Source organism: Prosthecobacter sp. (assembly GCF_044227185.1).
In the GTDB taxonomy this organism is placed as follows: Bacteria; Verrucomicrobiota; Verrucomicrobiia; order Verrucomicrobiales; family Verrucomicrobiaceae; genus Prosthecobacter.
The window spans coordinates 238,020-258,348 of sequence record NZ_JBGAFO010000009.1; the positions used below are offsets into that span (position 1 = coordinate 238,020).

A 20,329-nucleotide genomic window follows, 5' to 3' on the forward strand; every position below is an offset into this window, starting at 1 on the left:
CATGCCCTGTCCTATCCAGCTCGCCAGCAAGCTCAGCGGCCTCAGCCAGCATGTGATCCGCATCTGGGAGAGGCGCTACAGTGCGCTGAGCCCCAGCCGGACGTGCACGAACCGGCGCATGTACTGTGATGAGGCGGTGAAGCGGCTGAAGCTGCTGAAGATGCTCACGGAAAACGGCCACCGCATCGGCGGAGTGGCGCGGCTGAGCACGGAGGAGCTGGAGCAACTGGCGCGGGGCACGGTGCCCGTGGCGGTGCCCGCGCCCGCGATCCCCGCAGACCCCACGGGGCCGGTGCCTGCCGATGACCTGGTGCCGCAGAACCCGCTGACGGAGCCGGAGCAGTTCATTGAGGCCGCGATCTCCGCCTCAAAGCGCTACGACTGCGAGGGTCTGCGCCGAGCGCTGCTGCAGGCGCGGCTGCAACTGGGGCAGCGAGGCATGCTGCATCAGGTGATCTGCCCGCTGCTGATCCAGGTGGGGAGCAACTGGCAGCAGGGGGTGATGCGCCCGAGCCATGAGCACATCACCACGGCGGTGATCCGCGAGCTGCTTCTCACTCCAGTGCCTGGCTGCCAGACGCCCGCGCATGCGCCGGAGCTGGTGGTGGCCACGCCTTCAGGGGAGCTGCACGAGCTGGGGGCGCTGATCGTGGCCGCCTCTGCGCGTGACCTGGGCTGGTATGTGACGTATCTGGGACCGAACCTGCCGGTGGAAGACATCGCGGCCTGTGCCATGGCGCGGCAGGCGACGGCGGTGGCGCTGAGCGTGGTGTATCCGGAAGGGTGCCCGGCGATTGTGGAGAAGCTGCGCCTCATGCGCGAGCTGCTGCCGGCGACGATGCGTTTCATCGTGGGCGGGCGTGCGTCTGAGAGCTACCGGGTGCTCCTGCCTGGCGTGGCCATTCAATGGGTGAAGTGCCTGCACGGGCTGGACGAGGCCCTATGCAAGAATGAGCGCTGACGCAGGTTGCACGCGGCACGACTTCCTCTAGTCTGCGCGTCTCATGCTTCTTTACCGCACCTCCAACGGCATCTTCATCCAAACCGCATCCTCCTGGCATGCCGTGCCAGAAATGAACTGGGATGCCCTGCTGGAGCTCGTGGGACTCCCGGCGTACCTCAAACAGATCACGGAGACGACGCCCGCGGCGAGAGCGCCGGAGCCGGAGAGCATCCTGGCGCCGATCGTCTCGCAGGAGGTATGGGCGGCGGGAGTGACCTACTTCCGCAGCCGCACGGCGCGGATGGAGGAGAGCAAGGACGCCGGCGGCGGCAGCTTTTATGACCGCGTGTATGCGGCTGAACGGCCGGAGATTTTCTTCAAGGCCACACCGCAGCGCGTGGCGCACCCGGGGCAGGCGATGCATCTGCGCGGCGATTCCCAATGGATGGTGCCGGAGCCTGAGCTGACGCTCTGCATCAACAGCCGGGGCGAGATCATCGGCTACACGGTGGGCAACGACCTTTCCTGCCGCGACATCGAGGGGGAAAACCCGCTGTACCTGCCGCAGGCGAAGTGCTTCAAGCTCTGTGCCGCGCTGGGGCCGGCCATCCTGATTCAGAACGAAGCACCCGCACCGACGACGCGCATTCACCTGCAGATCGACCGCGCCGGAGCCGCCGCCTTTGAGGGGGAGACGACCCTTTCCCAGCTCAAGCGCACACCGGCGGAACTCGCGGGCTTCCTTTTCCGCGACAACACCTTTCCCACGGGAACCTTTCTCATGACGGGGACGGGCATCGTGCCTGGCGATGAATTCACGCTGAAGAGCGGTGACGTCGTCAGCATCACGATTGATGGGATTGGCACGCTGGTGAATCCGATGGCGTGAGGCAAGTCATCCTGGCCGGGCATCGCGGCAGCTACCTGCAAACTCTGTCTCTTCTGATGAGGGCCATCTGCCGATCAAGCGGGCCCAGCGTGTCGAAGTAGCTGCGCGGATTGATCACACTCAGTTCACGCAGGGCGAAGCTCTCCGATCTCGGGCCAGATCTGGCATCGGCGCAACTGGACAGCAAGGCAGCGGCGGTCGTGCCTGCGAACATGGCCTGCATGATGGAGCGGGACTGTGGTTTCATGATGGCGCGGGACCTGTGCGGGCTGAAACGAGATCGAGGTGGTCGTCTTGCGGCGAAGTCTCGTCATTTCCTATTTGAATAAAGTGTTTCAGGCCACGTCGGAAGGGAAGTTGCTAGTCCCAGACCGATGAATCGACTTAGTCTCTTTCTGCTGTTTGTCCTCATGCTCACTGCGAGCTGCACCTCGCGTCCGGTTCTCATCATCACCGGTGGATTGCGAAAGCACGCGCTCAAGGACAAGACCCTCGCGGTGGGAGGATTCACGGCACAGGACTTGATGACTTATCCCGGACAGACGGAGGAGGCGGTCATCTTGAGTGATGCGGGCACGGCGCTGCAGCGGCGGTTCAAACGCTCACGCGTGCTGACGGCGGAGGCTGCGTGGGCCGCTGCGGGGGAGCCACCGAAGAAAGTCAGCCGCCACGTGCCATTGATCATTGGCCGCAGACTGACGCCGGATTTCATTCGCAAGACCCGCGCCTCGGGGATTGACTACCTGCTGTGGATCGAACTGCTGGACAACACGGTGGAAAGCTCCAGCGGGCAGTGGAAATCGACCCGCACCGAGAGCAGCTCCTGCAACTGCAGCAAAAAGAATGGAGCGAAGTGCAGCCGGAGCTCCTGTGGAAGCTCCTGCGGTGGTTCATGCTGCCACACGAGCCGCGAGGTCACCGAATACCACAGCTCGGCCACGTCCACGCGCAAACTCAAAGCCAGCTACTCACTGCTCGACACAGTCTCCGGCAAACCCGTCTGGCGGGCCGATGCCACTCTGGCGGATTCGAATGTGAGCGGCAAGACCTCCGAGAGCAGCTTTCCTGCGGTCCCTGCCACGCCTTTGCCGCCGATGGAATCCCTGCTCATGCGACGGATGACCGCAGCCGCGATGACTGAGCTGCCGAAGTGAGGATGCCACCTCAGGGGTAGCTGCGCCCGCTGCCGATGGCGGCGGCACCAAAGGCGCGGTCGGCGGGGCTCAGGGAGTCCGTGTAGTTGCGTGATGACAAGGCGTTCATCTGGTACGAGCCGCTGTAGCTTGAAGGATCCGTGGAACAACTGGTCAGGGAACCAACCGTGGTGACCAGCAGGGCTGAGAGCGAAATCTTGAGCAAGCTCGAAGTTTTCATGGTGGCAAGGGGGTTGTCGCGGATGAAACGTGGGGATCGCATCCACCTTGCGGGATTTTTATTCGGCGGACGCGGTGCGCGGCACCGCGCAGGAATGCTGGACGGCGCGGCATTTCTCTCTAGAAACTCCCCATCCATGACACTCACCGGACATCACTACATCGCAGGCCGCGAGGCGGCACCCCACGGCCATCTTTTCCATGCCTTCAATCCGACCACGGGCGCGCAGATGGAGCCCGCCTTTGGCGATGCCACGCATGCCGAGGCGGATGAAGCCATGCAGGCGGCGGATGCTGCGTTTGATGCGCTGCGCATGGCCACGCCTGAGACGCGCGCGACGCTGCTGGACACCATTGCCGATGAAATTACCGCGCTGGGGGATGCGCTGCTGGAGCGCGCGCATGCGGAGTGCGCGCTGCCGATGGCGCGCCTGACCGGCGAGCGCGGGCGTGCGATCGGCCAGCTCAAGCTGTTTGCGGGACTGATCCGTGAAGGCTCCTGGGCGAACGCGTGTGTGGACCATGCGATCCCGGACCGCCAGCCGCTGCCGAAGCCGGACGTGCGCCGCGTGATGCAGCCGATCGGACCTGTGGTGGTGTTTGGCGCGAGCAATTTTCCCTTTGCCATCGGAGTCATCGGCACGGATTCGGTGTGCGCCCTGGCGGCTGGCTGCCCGGTGGTGGTGAAGGGACATCCTGCCCACCCTGGCACCTGCGAGATGCTGGCGCGGGCGGTGCTGGCTGCGCTGCACAAGGTGGGGCTGCCGGCGGGATGTTTCTCGCTGGTGCATGGCAAATGCAACGACATCGGCACCACGCTGACGAAGCACCCGCTGACGCAGGCGGTCGCCTTTACAGGCTCCCTGCGCGGAGGCCGTGCGCTGATGGATGTGGCGGCGGCGCGCCCGCACCCGATCCCGGTGTATGCGGAAATGGGCTCGGTGAACCCGGTGTTTGTGCTGCCGGGAGCGCTGAAGGAGCGGGCCTCGAAAATCGCGGAGGCTTACATTGGCTCGGTGACGATGGGGGTGGGGCAGTTCTGCACGAATCCGGCGGTGGTGCTGGGATTGAAGAGCGAGGGTTTGAACCAGTTCATCAACAATGCCGCGACGTTCGCGGGCAAGGTGGCGCCGCAGACGATGCTGCATCGTGGTATCTGCGAGGCCTACGATGCGGGCACGGCGGTGTGGCAGACGGTGAAGGGGCTGCACCTGGCGGGGCAGTCTGAAACACCGGCCAACGAAGAGGCTTCCCAGGCGGCGTGCCGCATCTTCACCACGAGCATCGATGTGCTGGAGGCGAACGAAGAACTGCGCCGGGAAGTATTCGGCCCGTGCTCCATCATCACCCAGTGCGCCGGGTTGGAAGACATGCTGCGCTATGCGAACAGCCTGGAGGGCCAGCTCACCGCCACGATTCAGGGAACCGAGCAGGATCTGCGCGACTTCGCGCCGCTGGTGCGGGCGCTGGAGCGCAAGGTGGGCCGCATCATCTTCAATGGATTCCCGACCGGCATCGAGGTCTGCCCCTCCATGCACCACGGCGGTCCGTATCCTGCCGCCAGCCACAGCTTCTTCACCAGCATCGGCTCCGGCAGCATCTACCGCTTTGTGCGTCCGGTGTGCTACCAGGGCTTCCCGGAGGAGGCGCTGCCCGAACTGCTGAAGGATGCGAATCCGAGAGGCGCGATGCGCATTGTGGACGGGACGCTGACGCGGTAGCGGCTGGTTCGCCCTCGAACTCGATTCTATCGGGTTCGAGGGGTATTGGATTAAGGAAGGAAGCGCTTCCGGGCCTCGCCATCGGCAGTTTTGGGCTTGCCCGGTCATTCGACATGCCTGCGTGCATTCAATCGGTCGAGGACGAGTTCGAGTAGGAGGACGAGGACGACAATGCTGCCGCAGTCACGTCTTGACTGCCTGACCATGGTTGATCGCTTCGGCCCAGAGCGAGCTAAAGCTCGCGAGTACTTTTTCTTCTACCGCTCCTTCTTGGTGTTTGAGGGGGCGTTGAGGAATTTGCGCATGTCGTTGAAGATGCTGTCGGGGCTGTCCTGGGTTTGGGCGTGGGTGCGGACGCCTTCGAACCATTCCTGGGTGCTGGGGGTGTGGGCCTTGGCCACGGCGAGCAGGAGTTCGAGGGTGATGGGCACGGGGTGGCCGGTGTGGATGGCGGCGGAGAGAGCGAGCTCGGCGGCGCGGTCGAAGACCCATTTGAGGTCGGCACCGGAGAAACCGTTGGTGGCTTCAATCAGTTCTTTTGTGTCGAATTCGGCAATGGGCTTGTCCTTGGCGAGCAGTTCAATGATCTGGGCGCGGGCCGGGGCGTCCGGCGGGGCGACGAAGATGGCCTGATCAAAACGACCGGGGCGGCGGAAGGCGGGATCGAGGGCCCAGGGCTGGTTGGTGGCGCCGATGACGAGGACGCGCTGGTTTTCACTGCGGATGCCGTCCATCTCATGGAGGAACTGGTTCACGAGATTGCGCATCTGGCTTTCGCGGATCTGGCGGCGGTCCTGGGCGAGGGAGTCGATGTCGTCGAAGACGAGCACGCAGGGAGCATTGGCGCGGGCGGTTTCGAAGATCTGATGGAGATTGCGCTCGGTGCTGCCGAAGTAGGGGTCGAAGATCTCGTGCAGGCCCACGGAAAGGTAGTTGCAGGGAACTTCACCGGCGACGGCGCGAAGGATGAGGGTCTTGCCGCAGCCGGGAGGGCCGTAGATGAGGATGCCGCCGCCGGTCTTGCGACCGTAGGCTTTGTAGAGATCGGGGAACTGCAGGGGGTAGGTGATCTTGAGGCGGATCTCTTCCTTGAGCTCCTCCATGCCGCCGACGTCGGCAAAGGTGACATTGCCGCGCTCGGGGTCACCGGGGGCGTAGAAGGTCTCGGGGCGCCAGTCGTAGGGCGGATCATCGAAGGGGTCGTCGAAGAACTCATCCTGATCACCACCGCCCGAGGCGGGGGCTTCCTGGCTGGAGGGTTCTGGCGCCGGGGCAGGGGCGGTTTTGCGGGCATCGCGCGCGGTGCGGCCGAGCTCGCGCTCGAGGGCGGGATCGCTCATGGTGCCGTCGATTTGGGCGGCGCGGTCAAAGTGCTCGATGGCCTTGGGGCGGTCGCCCTCGCTCAGGTAAACGCGGCTGAGGAGGAGGTGTGCCTGGGCATTGGTGGGTTCCAGAAAGATGACGCGTTCGGCGCGCACGGCGGCCCCGGAGGTGTCTCCCTCCATGAACAGGACTTTGGCGATGCCGAGCATGGCATCGGTCTGGTCGGGGGCCTGTTCCAAGGCGCGGGTGAAGACCTCGCGGGCCTCGTCCAGATGCAGTTCTTCCAGGCAGGCACGGCCATACAGCAGCAGCAACGAGAGGTTGTTGGGTGACTGAAGAAGGGCGTCCCGGAGTGCGGAGGAATTTGGCATGGGTTTGAGTGATAGACCACCGCAGAGGTGATCTGCTGAGAATTAAGAGCGCACAAAGCATGCCGCCAATGATTTCTTGATACAACTCATGAGCTGCATGCGGCGTATGAGCGCGCAGGGCGAGAAGAGGCCTGTGCGAAAGGGTGTTGAAATTTGGCGGTGACGATTCATCTTACGCGGGGTTACCTCCTGAATGACGATGAAAACATGCTTTCTGTTTTTGCTGGCGCTCGGGCTTGCGATGCCGGGCGTGGCGGAAGACCGGCCAACAGATCCCCTGCAGACGCCGACGATTGTTCTTTGCCTGAGGCCGCTGCGGCTTGCGAACCACCCCGGAGTCAACGAGGCGGTGGAAACGGTGAAGCGCCTCACCTCGTACTCCGAGACCCAGGAGGGGATGTCCCGGCGCGCCGTGGATGCGCTGGTGTTCATTTTTAAAGACCTCTTCCAGACGGAGCAGGAACTGGCCGCGGCGGAAACCGCGCTGGCGCTGGCTGAGAAGCAGTCGGCTGCGAAGGAGCAACAGGCAGTGCAGACGGAAACGGTGGGCAGCCCGCTCTCCGGGCCGAATCCCCGGCTGGCGGCGATCTACCGCAAAGAGGCGGAAGACATGCGGAAAGGCGCCGAGCGACGGTATGAGACGGCGCTGAAAGTGATGAAGGAAAAGGTCGTCGCGTACAATGTCTCGGTGAGCTACTTCCAATCGCAGGGCAGCAACGAGGTGGTGATCGCCCTGGCGAACTCGCTGTTTGCAGTGATTGACCGGCACCTGCTTGAGGTTGAATTCAAGCCCACGGTGTCACGCGAATGGGTGGAGCAGCAGAGACGGGTGAGCGCCTGAGACGGAGGCATGCGGGACATGCCTGCATCCAGCCACCCGCAGGCGGCTACCATTTCTTTTTGAAGCCGCCGCCACCGCCGAAGCGGTTGCCACCGAAGGGGCGCTTGGGGCCGCCACCGCCGTAGCCGCCGCCATAACCACCGCCACCGGCGTCTTCGCGACGCGGGCCTTCATCGCCGCCGTAACCGGGGCTGGGGCCTTCGCCTTCGCGCTGCTGCCAGGGCTTGCTGCCAAAGCCGCCGGGTTTCTTGAAGCCACCACCGCCACCGAAGCCTGGCTTTTTGAAACCGCCTTTGTATCCTCCGCCAGCACCACCGCCGCCGCCGGGGAAGCCTTTGAAGCCGCCGCCCTGGCCGCCTTTGTGAAAGCCGCCGCCGAAGCCGGGTTTCTTCGCGAAACCGCCACCGCCGCCGAAGCGCTTGGGGCGCACGCCGCTGATGTCGTCCGGGCGGTCCGCATGGTCCATGCGGATGTCGCGGCCGCGGATTTGCGCGCCTTTCACGCCTTCAAGCACGGCCTCCACGTTGTCGCCGGGGACTTCGACGAAGCTGCATTTTTCCAGCACATCGATGGCGCCGATGCTGCCGGGGGTGAGGTCCTGAATGGTGTTGTAAAGCATGCCGGCGATGTCCTGCGGGCGCACCTGGTCCATGCCGCCGACATTGATGAAGAGGCGCACCATGCCGGAACGCGGGCCTTTTTGGACCCAGCTCGTCTGCTTCTTGGGCAGGGGACGCTCGTCTTCGTCAGAGGTGTCGTACTCGTTGTCGAATTTGGCAGGGGCTGGGCGCGGAGCGGGAGCCGGGGCGGGCGCCGGTGAAGCGGCCTCGTGATTGGTGGGGCCGGCATCTTCGGTTTCCGCGGCCGGGACGGAGAGTTCCGAGGGGACCAGCGGGGCCGGAGCGGGGGATTCGGATTCCTGAGCTGGAGCGGGTGCCGGGATTGATTCGGGCGCAGCCGTGCTTTCAGCGGCGACGGGGGCGGGGGCGGGGGCGGGGGCGGGCTGAGGAGCCGCAACCGGTGCTGATGCTGGTGCTGGCTGGGGCTTGGGCGCGGGGGCCGCAGGGCGCTGCTTGAAGTCTGGCTTCTTGCCGGCGCGGTCTTCCACGATCTGCTCGGCCTCGCGGCCCTGGTCCTTCATGAGCAGGTCCATGAGGGCGCTGGCGATCTCGGTGGGAGAGAAGCCGATGTCCAGCAGGCGCTGGATGCTGTGCTCGTGATTGGCGTAGGAGGAGCTCTCCAGAACCCCTTTGACCTTCTCGAAGGTCTGATCGACGCGGGTGGCCTCCAGCTCCTCCTGGGAGGGAACCTTGGCGCGCTCCACGCGGATATTGATGAAGCGCTGGATGCGCTGCATGAGGTAGATTTCACGGCCGGCCACGAGGCTGACGGCCTTGCCGCTGCGACCGGCACGACCGGTGCGGCCAATGCGGTGGACGTAGTCCTCGGCATCGTAGGGGAGCTCCAGATTGACGATGAGGTCGATGTCGTTCACGTCCAGGCCGCGGGCGGCGACGTCGGTGGCGACGAGAACTTCGACGTTGCCGCTGCGGAAGTTGCGCATGACGCGCTCGCGCATGGTCTGATTGATGTCGCCATGGAGGCGGTCGGCGGCGTAGCCCCGGGCGACGAGGGCGTCGGTGGCGTCGTCCACGGCACGCTTGGTGTTGGCGAAGACGATGGTGAGGCGGGGGGCCTCGATGTCGATGACGCGGCAGAGCACCTCCAGCTTGGAGCGGCCCTGCACTTCGTAGTAGCGCTGCTCGATGGTGGGGGTGGTGAGCGCCTTCTGCTGGATGGTGATGGTGGCGGCGTTGTGCGTGTAGTTTTCCACCAGACGGCGGATGCGCGGCTCAAAGGTGGCGGAGAAGAAGATGGTCTGGCGCTCCTCCGGCACGGCGGCCATGAGGCGGTCAATGTCGTCGCTGAAGCCCATGTCCAGCATTTCGTCCGCTTCATCGAAGACGAGGGTTTTGAGGGCGTCGAGCTTGATGAGCCCGCGCTCCATGAAGTCGAGGATGCGGCCCGGGGTGCCGACGACGATCTGGGAGCCGCTCTGGAGGGCGCGGATCTGGCGGTCATAGGAGGCGCCGCCGTACACGGGGGTGGCGCGGACGCCTTCCTTGAAGGAGGCCAGCTTGTGAATTTCCGCGCAGACCTGCATGGCGAGCTCGCGGGTGGGGCAGAGAATGAGGGCCTGCACGTGGCGCTGGGAGCCGTCCACCCCCTGCACCACGGGAATGCCGAAGGCCATGGTTTTGCCGGAACCGGTCTGGCTCTGACCCACGACATCGCGGCCAGTCAGCGCCACGGGAATGGCCTGGGCCTGGATGGGGGAGGGCTGCTCAAAGCCAAGGGATTTGACGGCTTCAAGAAGCTCGGGGGCGATTCCCAGTTCAGGGAAGGTGTGGGTGCTCATAAAACGGAAACGAAACGAACCCTCAGAATTTGAGGGGTGTCATACTGCCACCGCTGGGGGAGATAGCAAGGGGTTTGATCTTGAGGGGGAGCGTAGGGACAGGGTGCAGGCGTTCACGCAGTTTCATGCCACGCCGTCTGGTCAGACAAAACAGCGCGGGGATTTTTGTCACGCTTGGGGTCACGCGGCGTCTTCGAGAGGGTACAGAAACCCTGAACAACCGAGCACTTATCCATCGACAACATGAAACTTCCTCTCATCACCGCAGTCGTCTCTCTCCTGTCTCTTGCCTCAGGCCTTGCCGCCGCGGACGTGGTTCAGGGTCCCACCAGCCTCCCCATTAGCAACATTGAAGTCGATGCTTCAGGCAATCAAAAGTTCACGCCCAAATCAGAACTGGTGTTGAATCCACCCCCGGGGTTTGGCGAACCACCCAGTCTGACTTTTCTCATTACGAACGGCAAGGCATTGGTCAAATTCAAGCCCAAGTCCCTGGAATTCAAAGGCGGGGTGCCAGTGCTGCTCTGCGAGAGCGGGCACGAATTCTCCGTGGGCTTCATTTCAAACGCTCTGTACTGCTTCGCGGTCGTCAAGGACAGCGATCTGGAAGAACTCACGAAGGCCTCCAAGGAGGTGCTGCTGAAACGATGTGAGGAGGAAAAGAGCCTGGATGCCTTTTACCGGTGGTTGCAAAAGGACGTCACCGAGGCGGTCGATGAACGCGTTGCCAAACCCGAGGCGGCTGACGAAAAGAAGCGGACCCTGGAGGCCTTTGCGCGCCTCATGATCCACCCCCACCTGCAGAAGGCACTCAACGTCAGCCATTGAGAATGACGTGAACCATAGCAACCCAAACAACCTTACCATGACCATGAATGCATCCATCGCCACCCTCAGCGTCCGTTGCGGCGCCTTTTTGTTTATCGTCCTGGCCAGCAGCAGCCTCGTTTTTGGCGGCGAAATCCATGACGCCGCCGGTGAAGGAAACCTGCCCCGGGTCAAAGACCTGCTCAAAGAAGACCCAGGCCTTGTGTCCAGCAAGGACAAGACCGGTGCGACACCGCTCCATTTTGCCGCTCAGTTTGACCGGCGGGATGTGGCTGAACTGCTTCTGGCCAGCAAGGCGGATGTGAACGCCAAAGCCGGGGACGGCCTGAGCCCGCTGCAGGCGGCAGTGCAGTTTGATCACAAGGAAATGGTGTCCCTTCTGCTCAAGAACAAGGCGGATGTGGACATCAAGGCCAACAATGGCTACACGTGTCTGCACGTTGCGGCAGGGAAAAACTACCAGGAGGTGGCGAAGCTGCTTCTGGCCGCCAAGGCTGATGTCAATGCGAAGGAAAACAACGGCGAACTGCCACTCGGGTGGGCGATCAGATTCGGCCATCTCGACATGGCCAAGCTGCTGATCAACAACAAGGCCGATTTGAACGCCAGGGATAAAACGGGGGAAACTTTTCTGCACATCGGGGCGGCCCGCGGGCAGACGAAGCTGGTGGAGTTTTTGCTGGCAAACAAGGCTCAGGTCAATGCCAAGGACAACGCCGGGCACACGCCGCTGGCCTGGGCTGTCAATCAAGGGCACGGTGAGGTCATCAAACTGCTCCGAAAATACGGGGGCAAGGAGTGAACGCACCGAGACCAGCGCATTTTTGGGAGGCAGGACCGTAGCAGTGGGAAGTGGCGAAGGAATTCAAGCCTGCGGCACCCTGCAAGGCAGCACCCATGGACGCTGTTTTTCGCCAAAAAAAGCGAGGTTCCATCATGGACGTCTGCAAAAGCCCCCTTAGAATCGCGTTCTACCAGTTACCAACCAACGGGTGACACCCTACCCGTACCCAACCATGTCCACAGCTACAGCTCCTTCGTCGTCGTCTCCTACTTCGCTTCGTAACGCCGTGATCCGTCTGGCCGGAAATTCCCAGGACGGCATTCAGTCCATCGGCGGATTCCTGGCACGCCTGGCCGGGCGCACGGCGCAGGAGGTGATGACTTACATGACCATCCCTTCCACGATTTCGGGTGGTCCCTCCATTTTCCAGGTGCATCTGGGCTCTGGCGAAGTGCTGCATGAGGGGGATGAGGCGGACGTGCTGGTGGCCTTTTACAAGCACAGCTACGAAAACCACATCGGCGCGCTGCGCGATGGTGGCATCTGCTTCTACGACACAGCGGACATGAATCCGGAGGATGTGAAGCACGAGCGGGGCATCATCCACATCGGCGTGCCGTTCACCTCCGCCACGGTGGAGGCTGTGGGGGGCTCCACGCGCGACCGCGGCAAGAACATGTTTGTGCTGGGCATGGTGTGCGCGGTCTTCAATCTCGACAAAGACAAGCTCGTCGGCATCGTCAGCCGCCAGTTTGGCAAGAAGGACGAGAGCGTGCTGCGCAACGCACTGCTGGCCTTTGACGCCGGCTTTGCCTACCAGGTGGGGGATGTGGAGAAGTTCGCGTTTGTTCCTGGAGAGGCTCCTGGTGGCCACCGCATCAGCGCGGACGGCAATCAGATGCTCACGCTGGGCCTAATCGCCGCGGGTGTGCGCTATGGGTCTGCGTATCCGATTACTCCGTGGTCGTCGATCATGGAAACGCTGCGGGCCGAGCTGCCGAAGTATGGCGGCATCTACGTGCAGGCGGAGGATGAACTGGCCGCCGTGGCGATGACGATTGGCGCAGCCTTTGCAGGTCACCTCGCCATCACCGGCAGCGCCGGCCCGGGCCTGAGTTTGAAGATGGAGGCGCTGGGTTACGCCAGCATGGCGGAGATCCCGCTCATCGTGGTGAACGTGCAGCGCGGCGGCCCATCCACGGGTCTGCCCACCAGCGTGGAGCAGTCCGACCTCATGCAGGCCATCTACGGCAGCCATGGTGACAGCCCGCGCATCGTGCTCGCGCCGAAGGATGTGGAAGACTGCTTTTACATCGCGCTCGAAGCCGGCAAGCTGGCCAAGAAATACTCCTGCCCGGTCATCATTCTGAGCGATCAGGCGCTGAGCAGCCGCATCGAGGCCTTTGAAGAGCCGGACCTGGACAAGCACTGGGTGGAGCCGGAGCTCGATCTCTCCACCCGCCCGTCCGACTTCAAGCCGTACCCGCTCGACTCCATCACCCGCCACGCTCCTCCGGGAGCCAAGATGACCGGCGGCAAGTACCCCATCTCCACTGGTCTGGAGCACGACGAAATGGGCCACCCCAGCGGCAGCCCGAAGATGCACACCCTCATGACCGCCAAGCGCCGCAACAAGCTGGTGCAGCTTTCCAAAGAGCTCCCGCTGCCGGAGATCCACGGCGACCAGACTGGCGACGTCCTCGTCATCGGCTGGGGCAGCACCTATGGGCCCATCAAGGAAAGCGTGGACCGCCTGCGCGCCGAAGGCCACAAGGCGGGTGCGCTGCACCTGCGCCACCTGCACCCGATGCCCGATGGTCTTGACGGACTCTTCAAGAAGTTCAAGCACGTGGTCTGCGTGGAGATGAACGACTCCGGCCTCTACGGCTACGGCCAGCTGGCCACGCTGCTGCGCGCCAGCCTGGCGGATCCCCGCATCAAGTCCGTGTGCAAAACCGACGGCCTCGCCTTCCGCATCCGCGAGATCGTCACCGGCGTGGAAAAGATCATGGCGGGTTGAGCTTGTGCCATCTTGAGTTACTGTCCAGAGCCAGCATTTGAATAATCCGGCGATACCTTTTCATCGCAGGGGCTCCGAACTGCATCATTCTCCCAGCGCATGAATCCCGAGTTCAAAGAACTTGCCGATGACATCTACCGGCGCCGCGTTTTGCGCGCCCGGGCGATGACGCCCGGGGAGCGGCTGGCCGAAGCGCTGGAGCTCACGGACCAGATGCTGGAGATGGTGAAGGCCGGCATGCAGGCGATGCACCCGGAGGCCGATGAGGCCGAGATCAACCGTCTGCTGGAACAGCAGCGCGAGCGCCTGCGCCGGGTCTCTGACCACGGCATTTTCCAACCTGTTCCAGTTGTTGCATGACAGCGGTGGACGCCATTCGTCAGATGATCGAGGCCATCAACGCCGCCGGAATTTCCTACATGGCAACGGGCTCGCTGGCCAGCACGGCCTACTCGTTTCCGCGTGCCTCCAAGGATGCGGACTTTGTGCTCGAAATGGCACAGCGGCATCCGGATGAGATCATGCGGCATTTGAGCGATGAGTTTGTACTGGAGGACCAGATGAGCTTTGAGTCCATCACTGGCAGCATGCGCTGGATCGTCCACGTGCCGTCCATCAAGTTTGATCTTGAGCTTTTCATGCTCAGCGGCGACGCCTTCCATCAGGAGCGCTTCGGCCGCCGTCGCGTCATCCATTGCCACCCTCTGCTGCAGCAGGAGGTCTTTCTTCCGACCGCCGAGGATGTCATCATTCAAAAAGTGCGCTGGGGCAGGCTCAAAGACAAGCAGGACGCTCTCGATGTCATGACCGTGCAGGCCGGAAACCTTGACTGGCCCTACATCGAGTCCTGGTGCGACCGCCACAAGACGCGTCCCCTGCTGGAGGAACTGCGTACCGCCGTGCCGCCCATTTGAAATTCCCCCTTTCCATCGTCCGTTTTTCCATTTACCCATCCCAACCAACCATGTCAGCCACCTCACTGGAAGTCCCTGCTGCATCCGCACCCGTCGCGGACAAGCTCACGAAAAAAGCCCTTACTGCCGACCATCCTACGTGGTGCCCCGGCTGCGGCGACTTCGCCGTGCTGAACATCTTTTACCGCGTGCTGGAGAAGCTGCAGTATCCGCATGAAAACATCGTCTGCGTGGCCGGCATTGGCTGCTCCAGCCGCTTTCCGTATTTCATGAACACGCACGGCATCCATTTCATCCATGGCCGTGCCCTGCCGCTGGCCACCGGCATCTCGCTGAGCCGCCCGGATGTGCATGTGTTTGTCTTTGGTGGTGACGGCGACGGATTCTCGATCGGCGGAAATCACCTCAACCACGCTGCGCGCAAAAACATCAAGCTCACCTACGTCATCATGGACAATTTTGTTTATGGCCTGACCAAGAAGCAGACCAGCCCGACGAGCCCGATCGGCTTCAAGAGCAAGACGGACCCCACCGGCAGCATCGACCGCCCCATCAATCCGATGCGCCAGCTCCTGGCCAGCGGCGCCACGTTCATCGCCCGCACGCATGCCGCGCAGGTGAAGCACATGGAGGCCATGTTTGAGCGCGCCATTCTGCATGATGGCTTCAGCGTGGTGGAGTGTCTGAGCGAGTGCGTGATGTTCTACGCCGGCGCGTTTGACGACAGCACGCCGCGCAAAGGCGGCACGTATGACCTCATCGACGAAACGCAGCACGACGTCACCGATGAAACCGCCGCGTTCAAGCTGGCCGAGAATCTCGCCCCGGGGAAATTTGGCGTGTACTACCAGGTCAACCGCCCCACGAAGAATGCGCTGGAGCAGAAGTGGATTGATGAGACTCAGTCGAAGCTCGGCGGTGTTTCGCAGAAGGACGTGCTGAAGAAGCGGTTTGAGGCGATGAGGTAGGGGGGGGGCTACGCCGTCGGGGCGTGGTCAAGACTTCAAGCCCCGCCATGACAGGCGGGTCACCCAACGTTCTGTTAGCAGCCTCTCCAGCGCTCCATGAAGAAAGCTCTTATTCCCGTGCTACTGGCATGCTTCATGGTGAGCTGCCAGTCCCACGACTCACGAATTCCTCTCTTTGAAGCGAGGCATGATCATCCGATTTCTGTTTCACTCAAAACCACAGACAAAGCGGATCGAAAAGTGTGGGATACCTGCTATACCCGCAGGGTGTGGTTTGACGTCAAAGACTCCCATGGGAGGAGGCTGCCTGAGCATGTATTGATTGATGTTTTCTGGAGCGAGAAAGTGGCAGTGTCACCCGTCCATGATGCCACCGCATTCAAGGTCTGCGTTCAAAATGGCGCGTCGGTGCTAGGGAGTGGAGTGATGGCGCCTTTCTACCACATTGGGAAGGGCAACCCAATGCTGTTTGGACAGTGGATTGAGAAGCCCGGAACCTACCTGCTGGAGTTTCACGTCGATTGCTACGACCAGGAGCATCGCCTGCTCTATTCTAGCGAGGCTGAGAGGATTCGCGTCCACATTGCAAACAGCACTTTCTTGGAAAAGCCGAAAGGCAGAGAGGCTTCGGAAATAACTTTTTGGGTTCACCCGAAGCGTAAGCTCTGAATCGGACGCCTGCGATATCTTGACCTCCCGGCTGGCTCCGCCACCTTGCCAATCTCCCCATGCGCATCCATACCCTCGATCTCCGCTTCATCGGCATTCCCGGTCTCATTGCTTCCTTCCTGGTGGAGAGCGGGGGTGAGTATGCACTGATCGAAACGGGGCCGGGTTCGACGCTGGAGACGTTGCGGACGGCGATCCGTGCGGCGGGGGTGGAGGAGGAGGCGATCAAGAAGGTGTTTGTGACGCACATTCATCTCGACCATGCGGGGGCGGCGGGGTGGTGGGCGCAGCAGGGGGCGAGTGTTTACTGCCACCCGAATGCGGCGCGGCATCTGGTGGATCCCTCGAAGCTGATGGAGAGTGCAAGGATGGTGTATGGTGCGCAGATGGATTCGCTATGGGGGGAGATGCTGCCGGCGCCGGTGGAGAGGGTGGTGGTGCTGCAGGACGGAGAGAGTGTGAACGTGGGCGAGGTGGAGATCCTCGCGTGGGACACGCCGGGGCACGCGCGGCATCATCATGCGTTTATCATTGGGGATGTGTGTTTCACGGGAGACGTGGCGGGGATGCGGCTGGAACACAGCCGGTATCTCTCGGTAACGGCTGCGCCGCCGCAGTTTGACCCCGTGGCTTATGTGCAGTCCATCGACCGGCTGGCGGCGGCGAAGTTTAAAACTCTTTATCTCACGCATTTTGGAGCGGTGAGCGACGTGGCGTGGCATCTGAGCAGTTACCGGGAACGCGTTATGGAGGTGTATGAGAGGGTGGCTGCTGATTTCCGGGCCGGAGTCAGCGTGGAGGAGAACCGGCGCAACTACGCGGCGGCGGAACACGCCATAGCGATGAAGGCCGGTGTGGATGAGGCGCTGTGGGAGAAGGGAGAAGACGCGAATGTGACCTCGATGTGCGCTGACGGGGTGCGCTTATATTGCGAAAAAGGGCTCTGATGCCATCGGAAGGGGAGCCCGCGTTATTTTTCTGTGTCAATCTGAGGAAAATTTCAAAAAAAATCGTTAACCAGTGCGCATTATTGATGTAAATTTAGCACCTCTGACACAACGGATCAATCTCATGAGCAATCTTGTATTTGAAATGGAAAGAGGGAGGGAGGGCAAATCTCCCATGGTTTCGAGTGGTCCGGCGGGACGGCTGGTGGAAATCTCCGCCGCGGCCGCTGATGCCAAGGCCGCCTATGAGCGCTGGCATGCGGAACTCCAGTCCGTTCAGGGACAGCACCGCGCACGCGCCCAGGAACTGCAGCAGATGACGCGGCTGCATGAGCAAAAGACTTCGGAGGTGAACCGTCTCCTGCGCCTGGAAAGCACCCTGAATGAACAACTGAACAAGCTGAGCGGACAGCAGGAGATGCTGCTGGGCCGGCTGCAGGAGGTGAATGCGCGCTGCCTGCAAGACCAGGGGCGGTTGGAGCAGACGCAGCAGCAGGTGAGCGAGTGGGAAAGCCACAAGCAGACGGTGGAGGGCCAGGTGGCCGCAGCCGCGAGGCAACTGGCGGGGCTCAAGGCGGAGTCTGCGCTGCTGGATGAGCGCAGTTCGGAGCTCTCCGACCTGCTGCAGAAGGCGATCGATGAAGTGACGCGCCAGCAGGAGCGCATTGGGGAGGCCCGGGGCACTGTGGCGCGGCAGGAGGCGCGGCAGCAGGAGCTGGCGGTGCAGATCGGGCGGCTGGAGGTGGTGATCCAGCAAACGGACGCGAGCCTCAAGCTCAAGCAGGAACGTCTGAACTATCTGGAGGAAGCCGGCAGCCGGGCGACGGGGCATGTGGTGGACCTGACCTCACGCTACCAAACTTTGGAGCAGAATTTTGCACAGCTCACGGCGCAATGCCGCGAGAGCGAGGGCGCGCTGAACCTGACGCGCGGCGCCGTGGCGGACGAGCGGGCGCGGCTGCAGGAACTGCGGCACGCCGTGGAGCAAACCGGAGACCACCATGCCGATCTGGAAAACGCGATTCGTGATCTGGCGGATCAGCGGATGGCGGCGGCTGCCGCACTGGGAGATCTGCAGGCCGAGGCGCTGCAGCAGGAACAGGCGCTGGCCCTGCTGCGGCAGCAGCGTGCGGAAAGCCAGCTCGAGATGGAGAAGCTGCGCGCTTACGAGCAGACCATCGCGCAGGCGCTGCTGACCCGCCGCCATGAGCTGGCCCGTGCGGAGGAGAGGCTGGGCATCACCCTGAACGAGTGCGGTGAAGCGACCGCGCAAATGGCCGACCTGAGCCGGTCTGTGGCAGAACTGGAGAACCGCGAATCGGCGTCTGCGCAGAAGATTCAGCAGTACAGCGAGGAGCTGGCGGGGCTGGGCGTGAAACGCCAGCAGGTGGAGCAGCAGATTGCAGACACGGAAGGGACGCTGGCGTCTCTGCGCGAGCAGCACCGGGGACTGGGGGCGGAGATCGTGGTCCTGCTCAACAGCCGGCAGAGCACGGCGCACTCCCTGCAAACCTGCCGGGCTGACCTTGCCGCGACCGAGGAGCGGCTGCGGAACACCCGGAGAGAATGCGAGGAGATCGAGGCCCGACTTGCGGCGCTCAGCCAGACCCTGCAGGGGCGTGAGGAGGAGGAGGCCATGCTGGGGGATCGCATTCACACGCTGGAACTGCAGTCACGGCAGTTGGAAAGCCAGACGCAGGAGCAGTCCGGCAGGCTCGAAACTCTGCGCCAGGAGCGCATTGAGGCGGAAATCTCAGTGCAGCGCCTCAGTCAGCAGCATGAAGAGGTCGGCATCCGCCTGGAGACACGGCAGACGGAGCTGGATGCCGCCGCGGCACGCCTGCAGCAGACTCTGGCGGAGTGCCAGCAGGCGGAGGAGCGCCGGGCAGCCCTGAACCGTGAAGTGGAAAACATGACGATGCGGCAGCAAAATCAGGAGGCGATCCTGCGGGAGATCGCCGCCCAGATCTCGCGGCGCGAGCAGGAGCGGGAAGCCTCCGCGGCGGCAGCCCGGCAGGCGCAGCAGGAGCATGAAACGGCCGCGGCGCAGGTGGTGACCGTGCGCAAGGAACTGGCAGAGCAGCAGGCCAGCATGACCGAAGCGGCGGCGAAACTTTCCGAACTGCAGTCCACGGTGCAGGCGACGGAGGACAATCTGATGACGGCACGCGCGAGCCTGGCCGGGCAGGAGCAAAAGCTGGCGGAAACCCGCAGCGCGCTGGAAGGGGTGTCACAGGAGCTGGCGATGGCGCATGACATCAAGGTGACGCTGGAAGTGCTCACTTCCCGGCAGGCGAATGTGGCGGCCGCGGAGCAGCATCTGAGCGCGCTGGCGCGGCAGGTGGATGAGGCCTCCCAGCGCCGCACCCAGCTCGATGCCGCCCTGAAAGACATCACCGAACAGCTTGCCACCGCCACGGCACGCTGTGACGCGGTCAATCACCAGGAAACCGAGACACGCCAGCGGCTGGAGCAACTGACCGCCCAGGAAAAGGACCTGCGCGAGGAAGTTGCGACCCTGACGAGCTCCGCCCAGCAGGAGCGAAGCATGTATGATGAACTGCGGTCCCTGACGAAGGAGGCCCGGCAGGTGCATGAGGACGAAAGCCTGAGCCTTGCCACGCAGATCAAGGATGCACGCCAGCAGCTGAGCGGCTGGGAGGGGCAGATCACGGCCTTGCTGGAGTGGAAGGGCCGGATGGACGAATCCCTGGCGCAGCTTCAAGACGCCGGGGCGGATTCCGCTGAATCCCGCAAAGCGACGGATGAGCTCCACATGGCACTGGGGGCACTGCGGCACATCATGGAACGTTTCCAGACCGCCCGGGCGGAGTCTATGGCGCAGCAGATCCAGGCCGCGCCGGGGGTGGATGAGCCGGCTTCGCAAGGCCGGACGCCGAAGGTGCCCGCGGCTGTTTTGGGTGGCGGTTCCGAGACGAAGACCGGCGGGATGGCCCAGGGCAGCAGCAAGCTGAACAGCAAGATGACGCGCCTGCGCGACGAGCTGCAGCGGGAAGAAAACCGGCTGGACTATTTGCGTCAGAACATCCGCACTCTGGAACTCCGCGCGCGCAGCCGGCCGGTGATGCAACTGGCAATGGAAGGCCAGGCGGCGCAGCCTGCGTGTACGCCGGAGGGGATGTCCCACTGGACTGAGCGGCTGAAGCGGGCGATGGCGGATGAACAAGTGCTGCTGGAAAAGATCGAGGTGCTCAAAGGACAGATCACCGAACTCCGTCCGGAGAGCCACACGCAGACGACGCTGACCATGAATGCCCACTGAGGCCCGCAGCCGCCGGGCTGCTGGGTTCAGTACCTA

18 protein-coding genes are annotated in these 20,329 nt (G+C 62.9%); 14 read left to right on the plus strand and 4 right to left on the minus strand.

The window, feature by feature from the left end; translation table 11 throughout:
- The first annotated feature begins 1 nt into the window (after position 1).
- Together ACILSQ_RS21250 and ACILSQ_RS21255 are read left to right on the plus strand one after the other, a co-directional pair.
- The gene (locus tag ACILSQ_RS21250; RefSeq protein WP_395745669.1) at positions 2 to 961 is read left to right on the plus strand and encodes a MerR family transcriptional regulator; all 960 of its coding nucleotides are present in this window, start codon (positions 2 to 4) and stop codon (positions 959 to 961) included.
- 43 nt (positions 962 to 1,004) lie between these two features.
- Positions 1,005 to 1,832, plus strand: coding sequence for a fumarylacetoacetate hydrolase family protein (locus ACILSQ_RS21255; RefSeq protein ID WP_395745670.1), 828 nt, complete (start codon positions 1,005 to 1,007; stop codon positions 1,830 to 1,832).
- A 31-nt stretch (positions 1,833 to 1,863) separates the two neighbouring features.
- On the opposite strand, the gene ACILSQ_RS21260 is transcribed toward ACILSQ_RS21255, so the two are convergent.
- Positions 1,864 to 2,079, minus strand: coding sequence for a hypothetical protein (locus ACILSQ_RS21260; RefSeq protein ID WP_395745671.1), 216 nt, complete (start codon positions 2,077 to 2,079; stop codon positions 1,864 to 1,866).
- 127 nt (positions 2,080 to 2,206) lie between these two features.
- On the opposite strand from ACILSQ_RS21260, the gene ACILSQ_RS21265 reads away from it, so the two are divergent.
- Complete coding sequence (locus tag ACILSQ_RS21265; protein WP_395745672.1) at positions 2,207 to 2,986, plus strand: hypothetical protein; 780 nt, start codon at positions 2,207 to 2,209, stop codon at positions 2,984 to 2,986.
- A 10-nt stretch (positions 2,987 to 2,996) separates the two neighbouring features.
- Here the strand turns inward: ACILSQ_RS21265 and ACILSQ_RS21270 are convergent, their stop codons facing one another.
- The gene (locus ACILSQ_RS21270; RefSeq protein ID WP_395745673.1) at positions 2,997 to 3,206 is read right to left on the minus strand and encodes a hypothetical protein; all 210 of its coding nucleotides are present in this window, start codon (positions 3,204 to 3,206) and stop codon (positions 2,997 to 2,999) included.
- Positions 3,207 to 3,342: 136 nt separating this feature from the next.
- Between ACILSQ_RS21270 and ACILSQ_RS21275 the strand changes: the two genes are divergently transcribed.
- Complete coding sequence (locus tag ACILSQ_RS21275) at positions 3,343 to 4,926, plus strand: aldehyde dehydrogenase (NADP(+)) (RefSeq protein WP_395745674.1); 1,584 nt, start codon at positions 3,343 to 3,345, stop codon at positions 4,924 to 4,926.
- A 257-nt stretch (positions 4,927 to 5,183) separates the two neighbouring features.
- Here ACILSQ_RS21275 and ACILSQ_RS21280 read toward each other — a convergent pair whose 3' ends face one another.
- Positions 5,184 to 6,620: an AAA family ATPase gene (locus ACILSQ_RS21280; RefSeq protein ID WP_395745675.1), complete on the minus strand. Its 1,437-nt coding sequence runs from the start codon at positions 6,618 to 6,620 to the stop codon at positions 5,184 to 5,186.
- Between the two features lie 199 nt (positions 6,621 to 6,819).
- Here ACILSQ_RS21280 and ACILSQ_RS21285 point away from each other — a divergent pair, with 199 nt between their 5' ends.
- Positions 6,820 to 7,461, plus strand: a complete 642-nt coding sequence (locus tag ACILSQ_RS21285) for a hypothetical protein (RefSeq protein WP_395745676.1) — start codon at positions 6,820 to 6,822, stop codon at positions 7,459 to 7,461.
- 46 nt (positions 7,462 to 7,507) lie between these two features.
- On the opposite strand, the gene ACILSQ_RS21290 is transcribed toward ACILSQ_RS21285, so the two are convergent.
- Positions 7,508 to 9,880: a DEAD/DEAH box helicase gene (locus tag ACILSQ_RS21290; protein ID WP_395745677.1), complete on the minus strand. Its 2,373-nt coding sequence runs from the start codon at positions 9,878 to 9,880 to the stop codon at positions 7,508 to 7,510.
- Between the two features lie 243 nt (positions 9,881 to 10,123).
- Here ACILSQ_RS21290 and ACILSQ_RS21295 point away from each other — a divergent pair, with 243 nt between their 5' ends.
- The 9 genes from ACILSQ_RS21295 to ACILSQ_RS21335 all read left to right on the plus strand — a co-directional run bounded on the left by ACILSQ_RS21295 (position 10,124) and on the right by ACILSQ_RS21335 (position 20,293).
- Positions 10,124 to 10,708, plus strand: a complete 585-nt coding sequence (locus ACILSQ_RS21295) for a hypothetical protein (protein WP_395745678.1) — start codon at positions 10,124 to 10,126, stop codon at positions 10,706 to 10,708.
- A 43-nt stretch (positions 10,709 to 10,751) separates the two neighbouring features.
- A complete protein-coding gene (locus tag ACILSQ_RS21300; protein WP_395745679.1) occupies positions 10,752 to 11,510 on the plus strand; it encodes an ankyrin repeat domain-containing protein in 759 nt (252 codons plus the stop codon).
- Positions 11,511 to 11,724: 214 nt separating this feature from the next.
- Positions 11,725 to 13,512 (plus strand): 2-oxoacid:acceptor oxidoreductase subunit alpha, encoded by a 1,788-nt coding sequence (locus tag ACILSQ_RS21305; protein ID WP_395745680.1) that lies wholly within the window; start codon positions 11,725 to 11,727, stop codon positions 13,510 to 13,512.
- Between the two features lie 99 nt (positions 13,513 to 13,611).
- Positions 13,612 to 13,872: a hypothetical protein gene (locus tag ACILSQ_RS21310; RefSeq protein ID WP_395745681.1), complete on the plus strand. Its 261-nt coding sequence runs from the start codon at positions 13,612 to 13,614 to the stop codon at positions 13,870 to 13,872.
- Positions 13,869 to 14,426, plus strand: a complete 558-nt coding sequence (locus ACILSQ_RS21315; protein WP_395745682.1) for a hypothetical protein — start codon at positions 13,869 to 13,871, stop codon at positions 14,424 to 14,426. The genes ACILSQ_RS21310 and ACILSQ_RS21315 overlap by 4 nt, the downstream gene beginning before the upstream one ends.
- Positions 14,427 to 14,476: 50 nt before the next feature.
- Positions 14,477 to 15,394 (plus strand): thiamine pyrophosphate-dependent enzyme, encoded by a 918-nt coding sequence (locus ACILSQ_RS21320; RefSeq protein WP_395745683.1) that lies wholly within the window; start codon positions 14,477 to 14,479, stop codon positions 15,392 to 15,394.
- Positions 15,395 to 15,490: 96 nt separating this feature from the next.
- Entirely contained in the window at positions 15,491 to 16,063 is a 573-nt protein-coding gene (locus ACILSQ_RS21325; RefSeq protein WP_395745684.1) for a hypothetical protein, read from the plus strand.
- Positions 16,064 to 16,122: 59 nt separating this feature from the next.
- Positions 16,123 to 17,010 carry an MBL fold metallo-hydrolase gene (locus tag ACILSQ_RS21330; protein ID WP_395745685.1) on the plus strand — a complete coding sequence of 296 codons (888 nt, stop codon included), beginning with the start codon at positions 16,123 to 16,125 and terminating at the stop codon, positions 17,008 to 17,010.
- 124 nt (positions 17,011 to 17,134) lie between these two features.
- Complete coding sequence (locus tag ACILSQ_RS21335; protein WP_395745686.1) at positions 17,135 to 20,293, plus strand: hypothetical protein; 3,159 nt, start codon at positions 17,135 to 17,137, stop codon at positions 20,291 to 20,293.
- The last annotated feature ends 36 nt before the right edge of the window (positions 20,294 to 20,329 follow it).